The sequence below is a fragment of the Leptolyngbya sp. 7M genome (assembly GCF_018128485.1).
Genome location: NZ_CP070897.1, coordinates 2,500,436 through 2,515,227 on the forward strand (window position 1 = coordinate 2,500,436; position 14,792 = coordinate 2,515,227).

Sequence of the window (14,792 nt, forward strand, 5' to 3'; positions counted from 1 at the left end):
GATAACCGATGATCGGACAAGAACGCAAGTGTATACCCTATCAAGAGCTGAAATTTGTAAAAAGCTCCCTCAACGCTTATGATTTTGTATTTGCTGACCCGACAGCGCGCTTTGCAATGAACGTTCAACCCACGGCAGCCCAACCGCTCGAATCAGTACGCATCCTGATGGAGGAAGTGATCGATTACGCTGGTCTCTTTCCGCCTTCGCAGCTTTCAATGCAGGAAGCAGTTCTAAATTTTGCTACATATCGGATGAGCAATCATGGTTGGATGCTTGGACGCTTTGTTGTACAGGCAGCAAGGCTTGAGGAATTTATGGATCATGCCGGAGATTTTATTTCTCGTGACGGCAAGAGCGATTGGCGGCTAAGCGTTATCGCAGGCGAGGATATAAACCAGACGGTTCGCCAGATACGTGAATTCTCCCGAGTCCACACCAAAGGTGTAAAAATAGATATGCTTGAGGTTAAGGCCTCGACCGCCTCAAAGATTGAGAATACCATTAGCGGCGTGCCTGATGGAATAACAACCTATTTTGAGATCGCTGCCGGAGCATCGTTCGTAGATCTAGTAACAACGCTTGCGATGAAGCGACAGCGTGCAAAGATCCGTACCGGAGGCGTAGTCGCCGAGGATTTCCCGAAAAGCCGTGAGGTCATCAGGTTCGTAAGGACGTGTCTTGCGGCAAATGTTCCGTTTAAGGCGACTGCGGGTCTGCATCATCCCATCCGCTGCTATAAACCGCTGACCTATGCTGCAGATGCTCCGCAAGGTACGATGCATGGCTTTCTGAACGTACTTTTGATGACTGCATTTGCACGTGAAAGCTATCGTGCGTCTCTTCTGGAAGAGTTGATGGAAGAAGAGTTTGAAGAGGCGTTTACATTTGACGAACGTGGTGTGAAATGGCGTTCAGACCACTTTCTTTCAAGTTCCCAACTTGCCTTGGTCAGGCATAAAGGTATGAACTCATTTGGCTCCTGCTCGTCGCCTCCCGTCATCGCAAGCATCTCTCGCTGTCTGGCTAGGTCGTTCTGAGCATCATATTCCACGAACGTGATCCCATTCGCGTTATAATGGTCGCGTGCCTGCTGACAATAAGGACAGCCGGGTTTTACATACATCACGATAGCCATCTTTGGTCTGCCCCCCCTTTTTTCCTCTTGAGTTTAACGATTATCGCCGATACTTTAAACTTAGCACATAGGTCGGCCAATTCCCGCGCCGCTTCGGCAAACTATGGAACACCACGAGATCTTCGAGCCATATCAAAAACTGGTCAGCATTATTATCGATGATAAGGAATGTCTGGTACCTGAGAATAACTCGATCCTAAGATGTTTACAGTATTTAGATATGGAAGGCGTATCCGACGCGGAGCTTTGCTGGAACGGCGATTGTATGGATTGTATGGTATCCATAACTGACGGCAATTCAACAAAACAGACTCTCGCATGCCGTACTGAGATCCGGCCGGGCTCCATCCTTACAAACATTAGTGAAAAGATCTGCTTTAGATCAGGGAAAACTCGAGTAAAGATCTTATCTGATGATATCGAAACAAAGTGAAGTGCTTTACGTGAAGTTTGGTGGAGACGAGGGGGATCGAACCCCTGACCTCATGAATGCCATTCATGCGCTCTCCCAGCTGAGCTACGTCCCCATCTTGACGGGTGGCCGCCTCGGAAATGGCATATTGCCATTCATCCGAAACTAAGTATTATCCATTTTCAAATATGCCTTGTCCACTAACGGCCCTTGAATTCAGGCTTTCTTTTTTCAAGGAATGCGGAAACGCCCTCTTTCTTGTCTTCGGTCGAAAAACATATCGCAAAAAGGTCCACCTCGCGCCGCAAACCTTCATCAAGATCAGAACGCGATGCGAATTTGACCGCTTCCTTGCATAACTGAAGTGCTATAGGTGCTTTGTCTGCTATCTTTTCGGCGAGCTTCATCGTTTCAGCTTCGAGTTGGTCGGCAGGATAAACGTGGTTCACAAGCCCGAACCGAAGAGCGTCTTCAGCGCCGATCATATCACCTAACAAGATCATTTCCATCGCCCGCCCCTCGCCGATAAGCCGCGTCAAACGCTGCGTGCCGCCGCCGCCGGGCATAATGCCGAGATTAATCTCAGGTTGTGAGAATCTTGCATTCTCGCTGCATATCCGCAGGTCACAGGCCAATGCCAGTTCATTTCCGCCGCCAAGGCAAAATCCATTGACCATTGCGATGACCGGCTTGGGGAAAGAATCGATGGAATTAAAAAGCGTTCTGTCGAAAAAGGTCGCACGTTGGCTTACCGGCGTTTTGCCCTCAAATTCAGATATATCCGCACCCGCTATGAATGCTTTTTCACCTGAGCCGGTTATTACGAGAACACGAACACTTTCGTCATTCTTCAACATATCAAGAGCAGCCACGCCCTCGCGATGTACGGCGCTGTTCAGAGCATTCAGTTTTTCAGGCCGGTCGATCGTAAGTATCGCCACCCGACCGCGCTTTTCAATGCTTATCGTTTCAAATTCGGACATATTTATAGGCAAGGCGTTCTGGGCCGCCGATACACTTATTGTAGATAGATTGATTATTCTGAGTGTCCTTCCGCAACGTTGTCATCAGCGATCCAGGCGACGAACAGCCGAAGCCAATTGTCCTTTGATTCGACTATCGAAACACCTACACGCGACGTCCCATAGCTCGCCGGCGAGATTCGGACAACACGCGCTTTTGCCTCGACCGGAACACCATCCGGCCGATGTGAGCGGATATACAACGTCTCGCCGACCTCGATCGACTGATTCAGTTGAAAAAGCGCGCCAAGCGTTGAGATATCGTCCGTCTCCGTCGGTTCGCTCCATGCGGCACCGTCATCGGTCCTACCTGAAACAACTATCGGCAAGCGCAATGCCATACGCAAGGCAAATCGCTTTTCCTCGAATTGAGGTTGTGTAGAGGGCAACATTTTGTCTTCAGAGACGTGAGCGCAAAAATTCTCCGCATATTCTAGCACGGAGTTTTACCGGAAAGCCAAGCGATATTTGCTCAAGTTTAATGAATAAAAGCTCTTCTCCGCGGGATCATACAAAAGCCGAGCCACCTTGATCTTGCCCGCAGATTGGTAGGAAGGCTATTAGGCTATACAATTAAGAGCATAGGCAAAATGAATGCCGAACATGGTAATGAAAGAGATAAAAAGACGCGTAGTGATCCTGGGTTCAGGCCCCGCCGGCTTGACCGCCGCTATTTATGCATCGCGAGCACAGCTCGAACCGCTGGTTATTGATGGGCCACAGCCTGGTGGTCAATTGACGATCACGACCGATGTAGAGAATTATCCAGGCTTTGCCGAGGGAATAATGGGCCCGGCACTTATGGATCAATTCCGCGCTCAGGCTCTCAGATTCGGGACTGAGATCATAAATGTGTGGATCGACCGCGTCGATCTTTCCAAACGGCCATTTACGCTTTTTGGAAAAGAGAGCGAGGTTTCTGAAGAAATATCAACGGTCATCTATTGCGACGCATTGATAATATCCACCGGAGCCTCGGCCAAATGGCTGGGTATTCCGGGCGAAGCTCCTATGCCCGAAGGGCTCGGCGGCAACGGTGTATCAGCATGTGCCACGTGTGATGGATTCTTCTTTCGCGGCAAACCGATCGTCGTTGTCGGCGGCGGTGATACGGCGATGGAAGAAGCTCTTTTCCTGACCAAGTTTGCATCAAAGGTCGATCTTGTTCATCGCCGCGACGAGTTCCGGGCGTCAAAGATAATGGCCGAGCGCGTGTTGGCTCACGAAAAGATCAATGTCATCTGGAACACTGAAGTAAAGGCGATAAACGGCACCGCGGAAGAAGGGGTTACCAGCGTTTCGCTTTATAACAATCTAAGCGGTGAAACCTTCGAGCATCCGACAAACGGTGTGTTTGTGGCGATCGGACATAAACCGAACACCGATCTTTTCAAAGGATTGCTTGAGATGGATGATGTTGGTTATCTGATCACCGAAGGCCGCACGATGAAGACCAACATTCCCGGCGTGTTCGCCTGCGGCGATGCCCAGGACTCCTATTACCGCCAGGCAGTTACAGCGGCAGGCACAGGCTGTATGGCTGCTATTGACGCAGAGCGTTTTCTTGCAGAACACAGTGATGAGGCCGAACTCAAGACCGCGACAAATTACTAGAATTTGATGTTGTTCGGCACGAGATAGGCCCTGCGGTAAGAGGCAGGGCCATTTCAGTTTCTGTTTCTATTCGTTATTCGCCGGAGGCCATACCTTGGGGCGTACGTACAACCCTATCCGGTTCAAAACCCATACCTCTCGCACGTTCAAGCAGCCCATTGTAGAGACTCTCGTCCATTGTTGGCGTTCTACTTAGGATCCAGAAATAATCACGCCCCGGTTCACCGATCATCGAATATTCATAGTTCGGGCCTAACTCCAAAACCCAATAGTCGCCCCAAACGAATGGGAAAAAGGAAATAACGGCCGGAGCGAACCTAACTTTAAGCTTCGCGTTCGTCTGTTTATCCGCGATCTTTGCCTTCCCCTTTGCACGGTCCGTCTTACCATTACTCTTTAGACATTCGTTTATGACAGTTATTCCGCCGCCGCTCGTCAACGTGTAATTGGCCGTTACGTTTCCCACACACTGCTTCTGAAACCGGTTCGGATATCTTGCGATCTCGTACCACTTGCCCGCATAACGCTGCAGGTCCAGCGACGGGACCGTCGGAAGGTTGTTGTTCCGGGACTGTGCATTCAAGCCCATCGAAAAGCCTGCCATCACGATAATCATCAAAATTATTCGGGTAGTTATGCTCATCATATATACAGATCGAACGCTCAAAACTTGCGGAACTCGATCGCTAATGAGTTCGAAAAGCGGTTGCATACGGTTTCGCCTAGAAGGTAAAATTCTGTAAAGAGACAGGAAATTATGCCTATCTACGAATATAAATGCGCCGATTGCGGCACACATTTAGAAAAACGTCAGAACGTGTCTGACGAACCGCTGAAGGTCTGCGAAAGCTGCGGCGGCAGGCTGGAAAAACAGTGGTCATTATCGGGATTTCAGTTCAAGGGCGCCGGCTGGTACGTTACAGATTATTCCAACAAGTCATCGTCCGAGAGATCGACTCCGTCTGCCGACACTTCGAAAAATGGCAGCAGCGAATCAACCTCTTCGACCGAAACCGCTACCTCATACAGCGCATCAGGAGTGATGATATCGTCGTGATCTAAGAAGGTTACAAATTCTCCTGTTGCCAAGGTAAGGGCAGAATTAGAGCAGGCTGAAATATGTCCATTCGTTGAGCGAAACAGAAGTTTAATTCGAGAATCTTGGGCTGCGTACTCCTCTAAAATCGAGCGAACATGCGCCTGTGTTGATTGATCATCGGCAATACAAAGTTCCCAGTAGGGATAAATTTGATTCAAAACTGACTGAAGCGCCTCGCGTAGATAAGGTTCTGGGGTGTTGTAAACAGGTAAGATGATGCTAATCAGCGGCTTGTAACTGAAATCTGCAACAGCTTTTGCCATTTGCCACAAATCGTTGGCGTTAGGTGAATTTTCCCTCAACCACTGGGCATAAACATCATCGTCGCATGGATAAATACTACAGTTGTGTTGATAGAACTGTTCACCATAATTGACAATACCATTCAGTCGCGTAACAACTTCGGCAGAACCGGGTTGCAACTGTAGCGCTAGGCGATAAAAAACGACTGCTTCAACCAAACATTGCAGTTCTTTATTCAACAGATGATAATTTTCTATATTTTTTTGAATCAAGTGAATTAAACAATTGCTGCTTGGCTTATCACTTGAAGAACATTGTTGTAGATAATGATGAGGATTGAATAAAGCAGAGTATAATTCTATCGTTTTCTGTTGAATTGACTGTGAGGCGGGACTTTCAGTAGCCAAAAGGCAATCATAGCTATAGTGTCTTCCGGAGAGCTTACCTTGATTTAGAAAATGTTCGGTCGCTTTATACTGCTTGTACTTGTGGTCAGAAAACTTTATTTGTAGATCAGGATTCAAACTCAGGTAGACGTTGAAATCGAATTTGCTGGGTAAGTCGATTTGTTTTTGCTGTAGAAAGCGAACTAACTCTGCTTCAGACGCAAATCGCCCTTCTAGCTGACCAACTGTCAACCAATGCTCATAGGCTATTTCAGAAGTTGTTAAATAAGTCAAGTCGTCGTTGTACTCTAAGTAAAACTTCCAATCAAAATAAGTTTGATATGGTCTTCCTTCGGCTTTCCCATACTGTAAGAAATGCTCGATTAGTTTAAATTCCGTGTACTGATTCTTCGCAAATTGCTTTTGTAGATCAGGGTTGAGAATCCAATATTTTTCAGCATCAAAGTCCTCAGGTAAGGATAATTTTTTCAATTTGAACTGAGCTTCCAATGCTTCTTGATTCGGTAGTCGTCCCTCAAACTGTCCGAAGACGATCCAGTGCTCAAGCGCTTCCTTGGAATTGGATAGATGGCTTAGATCGTCATAGTAGCCACAATAGAATTGCCAATCGAATTTATCTGCAAGTTGCTCGACCTGTTTCCAGAAGTTCTCCAGATCAGCTAAATCTAAAAAATTGACAGTCGTTCTCAGCGAAGCAACACTAGCTCGAAGTTTGTTCATTATCTGAGAATCAAAGCCTAAGCTCATAGGATGCTCCCCTACTTCATCAGTGGCAGATAATTTGGCTAAATTGTTTTATCTGTTGCATCGAATCATTGCTTAACTACTCAAGCCTCAAGCTATAATCTTCTCGCTTCAAAGTTAGATGGGGACTATAGCATGGGTCTTGCAATAGCAGATGCTTCCATCGTTTGTGCATTGTCGCTATTTCTTGCCTGAAACGGTGCTGTTTTTCTAATGTATCCTCTAGCCCTCGGCTTTTAGATTCATGATGATAAAGCTGAACATGGGGAAGATAGATATTTTGGTATCCCAACTGTTTAATTCGTAGGCACAAATCAACATCATTGAAGGCAACAGCCAGCGTTTCATCAAATCCTTCAACTTGCTCGAAGAGGCTGCGACGGCACATAATACAAGCAGCAGTCAGAGCGGAATAATTGTTAACAGAGGCAATCTGGGAGAAATAGCCGGGATGATCGGCAGAGAAATATTTATGACTATGTCCTGCAATCCCACCAATACCAAGAATCACCCCTGCATGTTGAATCGTATGATCTGGATAGAGTAGTTGCGTTCCAACTACACCGATTGATGGCCGTTGCACCTGTTCTACCATTGCTTCGATCCAGTCATCAGTAATTACTTCAGTGTCATTATTCAAAAATAAGAGATAGTCTCCTCTAGCTTTAGAGAATGCATAATTGTTGAGCTTGGAGTAGTTGAACGGAATATTAAGAGAATAGCAGACGAATCGTTCTGGTTCATATCGTTTCCATCGATTAATAACGTTGAACGTAGACAATTCATCACTGCCATTGTCAATCAAAATCACTTCATAATTTGGATAATTGCTCTTTTGAAAAATCGATTGTAGGCAGCGATCGAGCATTTCTGCATGATTACGAGTTGGAATAATGATGCTGACAGGTCTGTAGTCGGTAATTTGATATCTAACAATATACACACCTGGAAACTCTGGCTGGGTAATTACTGCTCTGGCCAGCTCTCCTCTTCGGCTACAGGCATTCAAGATGGCGCGTTTCGCGGCAAGCTCTGCATAGGATTTAACCGTTTGATCGCTGGCTGTTGAAGATGAGTGCATCCGCCAGTGATATAGCACTTTAGGAATATGAAAGATATGATTCGTTTGTTCAGTCAGACGCAACACCAGATCATAATCCTGGCTGCCTTCATAACCAACCCGGAATCCACCTACACGCTCTACCAAATGGCGGCGATACAGCCCCAAATGGCAGGTATACATGCGGGAAAGGAAGGAATCGGGACACCAATCAGGTTTGAAGAACGGATGGGTACGATGGCCTTGCGAATCTAGTTTGTCCTCATCCGAGTAGATCATATCTGCCTCAGGATGTTGATTCAACAAAGCAACCATTTCGTAAAGTGCTTCCGGCGCTAATACATCATCGTGATCGAGGAGGGCAATATATTCGCCTTCTGCTTGAGATAGGGCCGTGTTAGAAGCAGCAGAGATATGGCCGTTCTGATCCCGAAAAGCGACTTTGATGCGCGAATCCTGGGAGGCATAGCTGTTGAGGATAGCCCGGACATGCGATTCGGATGAGGCGTCATCAGCAATGCACAATTCCCAATTCTGATAAACCTGATCAAGCACCGATTGTATGGCAGCCTGCAAAAATGGCTCTGGCGTGTTGTAGACCGGCATTAGAATGCTGATCAGCGGCTGGTAGGTGAAAGTGACCGCGACCTCTGCCATGCGCCGCAGATCTGCTGCAGTGGGGTTGTGCTGCTCTAACCAACGCTCATAGTCGGCATCATTACTAATTCGAGGCTGGCGGACCTGTTCCTGCTGCTGCAAAATTTGCTTGAGCTTAGCGATAATTTCGGCATTATCAGGCTGGAGTTGGCGAGCAATTTGACAGCAAACCAGCGCCTCATCCAAACGGTCATGAATTAGCAAGGACTCCGTTAAGCCCAAGTACAATTCGACAGCATCGGGTTGCAGCTCCAACGCTTTGTGATAGTTTTCTGGCTCATGGGGCTGTTGCTGAATCGCCTGCCGATAAAACCTGAGGGCACTGGCGCGATCGTCAGCAGCACGTTGTTGCAGCGCATGGGCTAGCCGGGCTGGAACATGGGGTAAGTCGGGCTGTAGTTTCAGGGCCATGCGGTAGCTTTCAATGGCAGCATCCCACGCTTCTAGGTGCGACCAAGCCTCGCCCAAGTTAAAATGCGACCAAGCAAAATTGGGATTGAGGGTAATAGCCGTGGTATAAGCGTTTGCGGCTTGCTGCCACTGTTCCAACTGAAGTAAGACATCTCCCAAGTTGTTGTGTGACCAAGCAAAATTTGGATCCAACACAATCGCTTGTTGATAGGCATCTACAGCGTCAAACCAACGGTGTAGCCGACTGAAAACATCGCCTAACTGGTGCCAGTTCTGGGCTGAAGGCTGGAGTGACACGAGTCGTTGGCTATACTCCGAAGCATCTTGCCATTGTTCGAGTTGGATGCAGCATTGCTGTAACCCAGCCATTGCTTCAACGTGATCAGAAACGGTCTGCACCACATGCTGATAACACAGCAGCGCATCTTGCCATTGTTCAAGATCGCTGAAGGCATCTCCTAGCTGAAGGCAGAGTTGGTGATTCTGCGTCTGGTGCAGCGCTTGGCGGTAGTAGCTAAGGGCAATTTTAGTGTGCCCTTGCTGAGACAGAACCTGACCCAGGCCAAAAGCGGCCTCAGCCAAGGTTGGTTGCGTTTGGAGGGAACCAAAAAAGATTCTATCTTAAAGTTTGACTAAAACTGTCTAGACAATGGGGTACACCTCACAACCCAACTTGGAAAAAATTCTCTCCCTCAAACCTGACCTCATTTTGGGGCTTACTGAAGCTGAGAGAGTTTACCAGCAGCTTACGCAAATTGCTCCTACTATTCTATTTAACTTTGAAAGCAGCAGGCAGTGGAAAGATATCCTGATGCATAATGCAGAAACGTTGGGTAGGACAGATCCCGCAACTGGGCTAATGGCGGCTTATAGCGATCGTTTGGAAAACCTCAAAACGCAAATAAATTCTCGATCTCAACCGCTTGAAGTTTCTGTGATTCGGATTTATCCCAATACTATCTCAATTTATACCAGCGACAGCTTTATCGGTTCGATCCTGGATGATGCTGGATTGGCTCGTCCATCCGTACAAAATCAGCTTGGACAGCTAGATGTTTCCAAAGAAACTCTCCACCTTGCCGATGGCGACGTTATTTTTCTGTGGAGCAGTGAGTTGGGGCAAGTTCAGCAAGAGGTGCAAACTAAATTGCCAAACTTAAAGCCGATCCACTTTGGCAGCGGCTTAATGCTTTTCAGCAAGGACAGGTTTATGAAGTGCCCAGTTATTGGATTGGCTCCAGCATCCTTACGGCTAATGCTGTGATTGGTGACTTGTTCAAATATTTAGTAGAGAGATAGTTTAATACTCATGTCAAGACACATCTTATTCGTCTGTAAATCCTGCAACTCCGTCCACTCAGATGACATTGATTACGAGAAAGCTGACGGAGCTAATTTACTCAATCAATTGCTGAATTTACATCAAGATTGGATGCATCGAGATGCGTTAGAGATTCGCGAAGTTGGTTGTTTCTGGACTTGCTCACGTCCTTGTTCAATTGCCTTTTCTGCCCCAGACAAAGCCACCTACCTGTTCACCAAAGTTCCTGCTACTGAGGCAGAAGCCTTGCTTCAGTTTGGTCAACTCTACCTCGCCAGCAAAGACGGCAATATTCCCTGGAAACAGTTTCCAGAGAGTTTACAATCAATGGAGGTAGCTAAAGTTCCGCCAGTATAGAAAGCCGCGAGTATTGTGTCAGGTTAACTTTCAGGAATAGGAGAAACTTAAGGATGAGAACCATAGAAACCATCGCTACAGTTAACCCTGAAGGCAAGCTAACAATTGAATTGGCATCAGACTTGCCACCCGGCACTCATCAGGTCGTCATCGTGATTGATGAGAAATTAACAGCTCAAACAGAACAGGCTACTGAGGAACCTGGAGGACAACCAGAGATACTCAAAAATGCTTGGACGGTTTTACGTGCCCAGGCTGGTAGCATAGAGATGCCAGAAGACTGGTCAAAAGAGCATGATCACTACCTTTACGGGACTCCGAAGCGAGAGCCTTGATCAATGAATAAAGTACGTTTGTTCCTTGATACAGTCTTTATTCAAGCTCTCTATAATTCCCGAGACCAGTACCATGCTAAGGCACTAGCTCTATTGCCTAATACCAATTACATGTGAAGCTGCATAGAATTTACCCCACCGCCTACGGCACCTCCCCTTGGTAAGGGGAGGTTGGGAGGGGTCTGATAATAAGCCGCTTCACAAAAAATTGGTATAAGATTGAAGCCGCAACTGAAGTTTGGGTTACAGAAGCTATTTTGATTGAAGTAGGCAATGGGCTGAGCGCAGTCAATCGAGCAGGAGCCGTTGAATTCATTCAGTCGTGTTATCAAACTCCCAATATTCATGTAGTACCGGTCAATACAGCATTGTTAGAGCGAGCATTACGACTTTACGGTACTCGTGCTGACAAAACTTGGGGTTTAACAGACTGTATTTCGTTTGTAGTCATGCAAGAGCAAAATCTAACTGAAGCAGTCACTGCTGATGAACACTTCGTGCAGGCAGGCTATCGGGCATTGTTACTCATAAATAATTAACCAGTACTCAACCTTCATTTTGCTGCCAGCTTACGCCTTCTAAGACCACGCGCTGTTCTGCTGGTAAGGGATGCGCTAAAACTTGAGGTGCCATAAGCATTGAGCGATTCAAATAGCTACAGGCTTTGATTCTACATCCTGCAATTAGAAGAACTGAAATCTTAAAACAAACTCGATTCGCTTGAAAATCCTGCTGCAAACGTAGCCCTGTTCCAATTTGGCAAATATTATCTCAGCCATGAATATCCCTTTCAAACAGTATGGCTATCTGCTAGCAAATTATCTCAAACCTCAAACAGTCCGCGTCGCTTGGCTCACTATTACCTTGCTCGGCAGCATTGGGTTGCAAGTCCTCAGCCCCCAAATTCTCGGTTACTTTGTTGACACCGCGACTGCCGGAGGTTCCCAGTCAGCTTTGTTTGGAGCAGCCTTTCTATTTATGATCGTCGCATTGGCGACTCAGGGCTTAGCCGTTGCCGCCACTTACTTTAGTGAAAACGTTGCTTGGACTGCCACCAATGAACTACGGGCTGACCTAGCTGAACACTGTCTCAATCTTGATTTATCCTTTCACAAATCCATTACTCCGGGTGAATTAGTGGAGCGAATCGACGGGGATGTGAACGCCCTTTCGCGGTTCTTCTCCCAATTTATGATCGACGTACTGGGCAATATGATTCTGCTGTTCGGTGTACTGGTTGCTCTGTTCTGGGAAAACTGGCTCGCAGGTTTTAGCATGACCCTGTATGCCCTGACCGCCCTAATGGTCTTGATGCGGCTGATTGAACATGCTGTAGATAAGTTGCTGGAGGGACGCACGGGAATCATTATCGCTCATCGTTTAGAAACAGTACAGCGAACTGATCAAATCATGATTTTAGAAAACGGTCAGACGATTGAATATAACAAGCGCGAGAACCTATCTAAGAACCCTGATTCCTATTTCTCTCAGTTGTTAAAAACTGCTTTATCGAAAGAACAAATGACAAATGACCAATACAAAAACAAAAGAAATCTCTGTCTGGAAACTACTCTGGCAGATGCTGCTCTATGGCACCCCCCGCCGCTTTCCAGACCGCCCTCCATCAAGCTGTTTTTGAGCAAGACTTGGTTGCCATTCCGGATAGATTAGAGACTGTCATTCTTGCAGTGAAAGAAAGCAGGGAAAGTGGGGGAGGGGGAGTAGACAAGGAAACGTCATCCCCTACTACCCGTCGTAACTGGATGCCAACCTGCTTAATTGTGTCTCACCGTTGTTCAGTTTTGCAGCAAGCCGACCATATCATTGTGCTAGAAAACGGCAGAGTTGAGGCTGAAGGAAGATTTGATGAACTAATTCAGACTTATACCGATATACAGTTGTGATGATAAAACCTTGACCTCATAGTTTGTGAATCAAAAGATAAATCTTCTCTGTATTAAAGATAATTAGGCGATAAGCTGAAGATCTGGCCATCGGCAAGCTGGTAGCGTTGGCGAAGCCTCTCGAAACGAGAATCGCCGTTAAAACAATAACTCAACTGCCGTAAGCGATCGCCCTCGATCTGTAGCACCTTCAGACAAGGTAAAGGTTGTCCCCAATCTTCTCCCACCTGAATCAAGGGTTTATTCGTTGAAGGGAAAACTAGAGTAAATAAGTTAGAGAATGGCTGAAAAGACAGAAAAGACCTCAAACAGATCCTGCCTCCTAAGTTTGAAGAGTTCTGGAATGGAAGTCCTAGAATAAACCCTAACGGGTATCCCAGAAAAGCTAGCTAATCCAGTAGCTTTATCACTTCTCAGTCATCCTCTTATTTACATCTTTATTTAACTTTTGAGCGTTCTCAGCCGAAAACTTATCCTGATTGTAAATACCTCGGCATAATTAAAAACCAGATTCAAAACCCTGCGCCGCGGGCGGCGCAGGGTTTTGGGTTTTATGTTTAATTATGCTCACCTACTTATCTAACTTAAGATCAGCTAGAAATGCTGCTGATTCTCGATCATCCATGCAGTATTTCCTGAATTCCTCTTGTTGATTATGAGGAACAACTATAGTTCTACAGCTATAGTTCTGCAGGAAGATGTATTAGCAGCCGCAATAGTGTAATAAAAGTTAAATTAATTCTAATAGCAGCTTATTGTAGGTAAACCTATGCAAATCGGTTCTCGCTACCTCGGCAATCGTCAGTGCGCGTTTACGGTTTGGGCACCCCAGCTCAAGCAGGTTGCAGTTCGTCTTGTGGCTCCCGAAGACAAGCTGATTCCGCTCCAGCAGGATGCTTTCCTTGCCACCCTCCGGTTCGGACGGTTTTCACGCCGACGTTTCAACAGATGACGACGCCATCATCATTTACACATCGGGAACCACCGGAAAACCGAAAGGTTGCCTGCTCACGCACGGGAACATCATCGCGAACGCACGCCAGATCGCGGACTGGATGGGCTTTGGCCCCACTGACCGCTTATTGACAATGATGCCTCTGTTTCACATGAACGCAGTTTCCGTAACGACGATGTCCGCTCTGTATGCGGGCGGCTCGACCGTCGTGTCGCCGAAATTCTCCGCCTCGCGGTTTTGGAGCATTATTGAAAAATACCAGATAACCTCGTTTGGCTCGGTCGCTACGATGCTTTCTATGTTGCTGAGCGGTCAGCAGTCAGCAAGCATAGATCAGCCGGCGGCTCCATCACCTGCCTCTCGGCCCTCGTCCCTTCGTTTTGCTATGTGCGGCTCTGCTCCGGTGCCGGTCGAGGTCCTGAGAAAATTCGAAGAAACTTTCGGCGTGCTCGTTATCGAAGGCTACGGCCTTTCTGAATCGACTTGCCGCTCGACTTTCAATCCGCCAAACAAGAACCGCCGCCCCGGCTCTTGCGGGCTGCCGATCGGAAATGAGATGAAGATTGTCGATGATGATGATAACGAAGTCGCGACGGGCGAGCTCGGCGAGATCGTGCTTCGCGGCCCGAATATATTCAAGGGCTATTTCAAAAACCCCGAGGCAACCGCAGAAGCGTTTCGCGGCGGTTGGTTTCACACCGGCGACATCGGTTATCGCGATGCGGACGGCTTCTATTACATCGCTGACAGAAAATCAGACATGATAATCCGCGGCGGAGAAAACATCTATCCCCGCGAGATCGACGACGTGCTGTATCGTCATCCCGCGGTCGAACACGCGGCGGTCATCGGCATACCTGATGAACTGTACGGCGAAGAGGTCGCGGCCTTCATCGTCCTGAAAGCCGGATCTACTGCTGAAAAAGGTGAGATGATCGATTTCTGCAAACAGCATCTGGCGGACTACAAATGCCCCAAAAGTGTTTACTTTGTTGAAAGCATTCCGAAGGGCCCGACAGGCAAGCTCCTGAAACGAGAATTGGCAAGATCCGTAAGACCCAATTTGCCAGATGTGTAAATAAAGCTTATAGCTTTAAGCAAGCTATAAACTAG

15 protein-coding genes, 1 tRNA gene and 2 pseudogenes are annotated in these 14,792 nt (G+C 47.1%); 11 read left to right on the forward strand and 7 right to left on the reverse strand.

The annotated features are described in order from the left end of the window. Positions 1-8 precede the first annotated feature (8 nt). On the forward strand, positions 9-1,040 hold the full coding sequence (locus tag JVX88_RS38290; RefSeq protein WP_225931878.1) for a hypothetical protein: 1,032 nt from the start codon (positions 9-11) through the stop codon (positions 1,038-1,040). A gap of 14 nt (positions 1,041-1,054) precedes the next feature. Here JVX88_RS38290 and JVX88_RS44035 read toward each other — a convergent pair. Next, positions 1,055-1,138: pseudogene (locus JVX88_RS44035) on the reverse strand (glutaredoxin domain-containing protein); the annotation flags it as partial. A gap of 103 nt (positions 1,139-1,241) precedes the next feature. On the opposite strand from JVX88_RS44035, the gene JVX88_RS44040 reads away from it, so the two are divergent. Next, positions 1,242-1,571, forward strand: coding sequence for a 2Fe-2S iron-sulfur cluster-binding protein (locus tag JVX88_RS44040; RefSeq protein ID WP_211627524.1), 330 nt, complete (start codon positions 1,242-1,244; stop codon positions 1,569-1,571). Between the two features lie 18 nt (positions 1,572-1,589). Here the strand turns inward: JVX88_RS44040 and JVX88_RS12070 are convergent. The 3 genes from JVX88_RS12070 to JVX88_RS12080 form a co-directional block, all read right to left on the reverse strand. Beyond that, positions 1,590-1,665: transfer RNA gene (locus JVX88_RS12070), tRNA-Ala, on the reverse strand. Between the two features lie 85 nt (positions 1,666-1,750). Then, positions 1,751-2,533, reverse strand: coding sequence for an enoyl-CoA hydratase/isomerase family protein (locus tag JVX88_RS12075; RefSeq protein WP_211627525.1), 783 nt, complete (start codon positions 2,531-2,533; stop codon positions 1,751-1,753). A gap of 53 nt (positions 2,534-2,586) precedes the next feature. Then, positions 2,587-2,964 carry a PilZ domain-containing protein gene (locus tag JVX88_RS12080; RefSeq protein ID WP_211627526.1) on the reverse strand — a complete coding sequence of 126 codons (378 nt, stop codon included), beginning with the start codon at positions 2,962-2,964 and terminating at the stop codon, positions 2,587-2,589. Between the two features lie 217 nt (positions 2,965-3,181). Here JVX88_RS12080 and trxB point away from each other — a divergent pair, with 217 nt between their 5' ends. Further along, a complete protein-coding gene (gene trxB / locus JVX88_RS12085; protein ID WP_211627527.1) occupies positions 3,182-4,186 on the forward strand; it encodes a thioredoxin-disulfide reductase in 1,005 nt (334 codons plus the stop codon). A 73-nt stretch (positions 4,187-4,259) separates the two neighbouring features. Here the strand turns inward: trxB and JVX88_RS12090 are convergent, their stop codons facing one another. Beyond that, the gene (locus tag JVX88_RS12090) at positions 4,260-4,898 is read right to left on the reverse strand and encodes a lipocalin family protein (protein WP_211627528.1); all 639 of its coding nucleotides are present in this window, start codon (positions 4,896-4,898) and stop codon (positions 4,260-4,262) included. 45 nt (positions 4,899-4,943) lie between these two features. On the opposite strand from JVX88_RS12090, the pseudogene JVX88_RS44045 reads away from it, so the two are divergent. Next, a pseudogene (locus JVX88_RS44045) lies at positions 4,944-5,084 on the forward strand (FmdB family zinc ribbon protein); the annotation flags it as partial. A gap of 26 nt (positions 5,085-5,110) precedes the next feature. Here JVX88_RS44045 and JVX88_RS12095 read toward each other — a convergent pair. Both JVX88_RS12095 and JVX88_RS12100 read right to left on the reverse strand, forming a co-directional pair. Beyond that, positions 5,111-6,682: a glycosyltransferase gene (locus tag JVX88_RS12095; RefSeq protein ID WP_211627529.1), complete on the reverse strand. Its 1,572-nt coding sequence runs from the start codon at positions 6,680-6,682 to the stop codon at positions 5,111-5,113. A 76-nt stretch (positions 6,683-6,758) separates the two neighbouring features. Then, positions 6,759-9,389 (reverse strand): glycosyltransferase, encoded by a 2,631-nt coding sequence (locus JVX88_RS12100; protein ID WP_211627530.1) that lies wholly within the window; start codon positions 9,387-9,389, stop codon positions 6,759-6,761. Between the two features lie 67 nt (positions 9,390-9,456). Between JVX88_RS12100 and JVX88_RS12105 the strand changes: the two genes are divergently transcribed. The 7 genes from JVX88_RS12105 to JVX88_RS12135 all read left to right on the forward strand — a co-directional run bounded on the left by JVX88_RS12105 (position 9,457) and on the right by JVX88_RS12135 (position 14,757). Continuing rightward, entirely contained in the window at positions 9,457-10,071 is a 615-nt protein-coding gene (locus tag JVX88_RS12105) for an iron-siderophore ABC transporter substrate-binding protein (RefSeq protein WP_211627531.1), read from the forward strand. Between the two features lie 45 nt (positions 10,072-10,116). Further along, positions 10,117-10,485, forward strand: a complete 369-nt coding sequence (locus JVX88_RS12110; RefSeq protein WP_211627532.1) for a DUF1636 family protein — start codon at positions 10,117-10,119, stop codon at positions 10,483-10,485. 53 nt (positions 10,486-10,538) lie between these two features. Then, the gene (locus tag JVX88_RS12115; protein WP_211627533.1) at positions 10,539-10,820 is read left to right on the forward strand and encodes a hypothetical protein; all 282 of its coding nucleotides are present in this window, start codon (positions 10,539-10,541) and stop codon (positions 10,818-10,820) included. 218 nt (positions 10,821-11,038) lie between these two features. Beyond that, a complete protein-coding gene (locus JVX88_RS12120) occupies positions 11,039-11,359 on the forward strand; it encodes a type II toxin-antitoxin system VapC family toxin (RefSeq protein ID WP_263975588.1) in 321 nt (106 codons plus the stop codon). Positions 11,360-11,597: 238 nt separating this feature from the next. Further along, entirely contained in the window at positions 11,598-12,491 is an 894-nt protein-coding gene (locus JVX88_RS40600; RefSeq protein WP_211627534.1) for an ABC transporter transmembrane domain-containing protein, read from the forward strand. A gap of 1,002 nt (positions 12,492-13,493) precedes the next feature. Continuing rightward, the gene (locus tag JVX88_RS12130; RefSeq protein WP_211627535.1) at positions 13,494-13,676 is read left to right on the forward strand and encodes a hypothetical protein; all 183 of its coding nucleotides are present in this window, start codon (positions 13,494-13,496) and stop codon (positions 13,674-13,676) included. Further along, positions 13,627-14,757, forward strand: coding sequence for a class I adenylate-forming enzyme family protein (locus JVX88_RS12135; protein WP_211627536.1), 1,131 nt, complete (start codon positions 13,627-13,629; stop codon positions 14,755-14,757). The genes JVX88_RS12130 and JVX88_RS12135 overlap by 50 nt, the downstream gene beginning before the upstream one ends. Positions 14,758-14,792: the final 35 nt, after the last annotated feature.

What these genes read in the sequence shown, in the direction of transcription:
- JVX88_RS38290 (WP_225931878.1), top strand. Translation starts at nt 9, where the DNA reads ATGATCGGACAAGAACGCAAGTGTATACCCTATCAAGAGCTGAAATTT.
- JVX88_RS44040 (WP_211627524.1), top strand. Translation starts at nt 1,242, where the DNA reads ATGGAACACCACGAGATCTTCGAGCCATATCAAAAACTGGTCAGCATT.
- JVX88_RS12075 (WP_211627525.1), bottom strand. Translation starts at nt 2,533, where the DNA reads ATGTCCGAATTTGAAACGATAAGCATTGAAAAGCGCGGTCGGGTGGCG.
- JVX88_RS12080 (WP_211627526.1), bottom strand. Translation starts at nt 2,964, where the DNA reads ATGTTGCCCTCTACACAACCTCAATTCGAGGAAAAGCGATTTGCCTTG.
- trxB (WP_211627527.1), top strand. Translation starts at nt 3,182, where the DNA reads ATGAAAGAGATAAAAAGACGCGTAGTGATCCTGGGTTCAGGCCCCGCC.
- JVX88_RS12090 (WP_211627528.1), bottom strand. Translation starts at nt 4,898, where the DNA reads ATGCAACCGCTTTTCGAACTCATTAGCGATCGAGTTCCGCAAGTTTTG.
- JVX88_RS12095 (WP_211627529.1), bottom strand. Translation starts at nt 6,682, where the DNA reads ATGAGCTTAGGCTTTGATTCTCAGATAATGAACAAACTTCGAGCTAGT.
- JVX88_RS12105 (WP_211627531.1), top strand. Translation starts at nt 9,457, where the DNA reads ATGGGGTACACCTCACAACCCAACTTGGAAAAAATTCTCTCCCTCAAA.
- JVX88_RS12110 (WP_211627532.1), top strand. Translation starts at nt 10,117, where the DNA reads ATGTCAAGACACATCTTATTCGTCTGTAAATCCTGCAACTCCGTCCAC.
- JVX88_RS12115 (WP_211627533.1), top strand. Translation starts at nt 10,539, where the DNA reads ATGAGAACCATAGAAACCATCGCTACAGTTAACCCTGAAGGCAAGCTA.
- JVX88_RS40600 (WP_211627534.1), top strand. Translation starts at nt 11,598, where the DNA reads ATGAATATCCCTTTCAAACAGTATGGCTATCTGCTAGCAAATTATCTC.
- JVX88_RS12130 (WP_211627535.1), top strand. Translation starts at nt 13,494, where the DNA reads ATGCAAATCGGTTCTCGCTACCTCGGCAATCGTCAGTGCGCGTTTACG.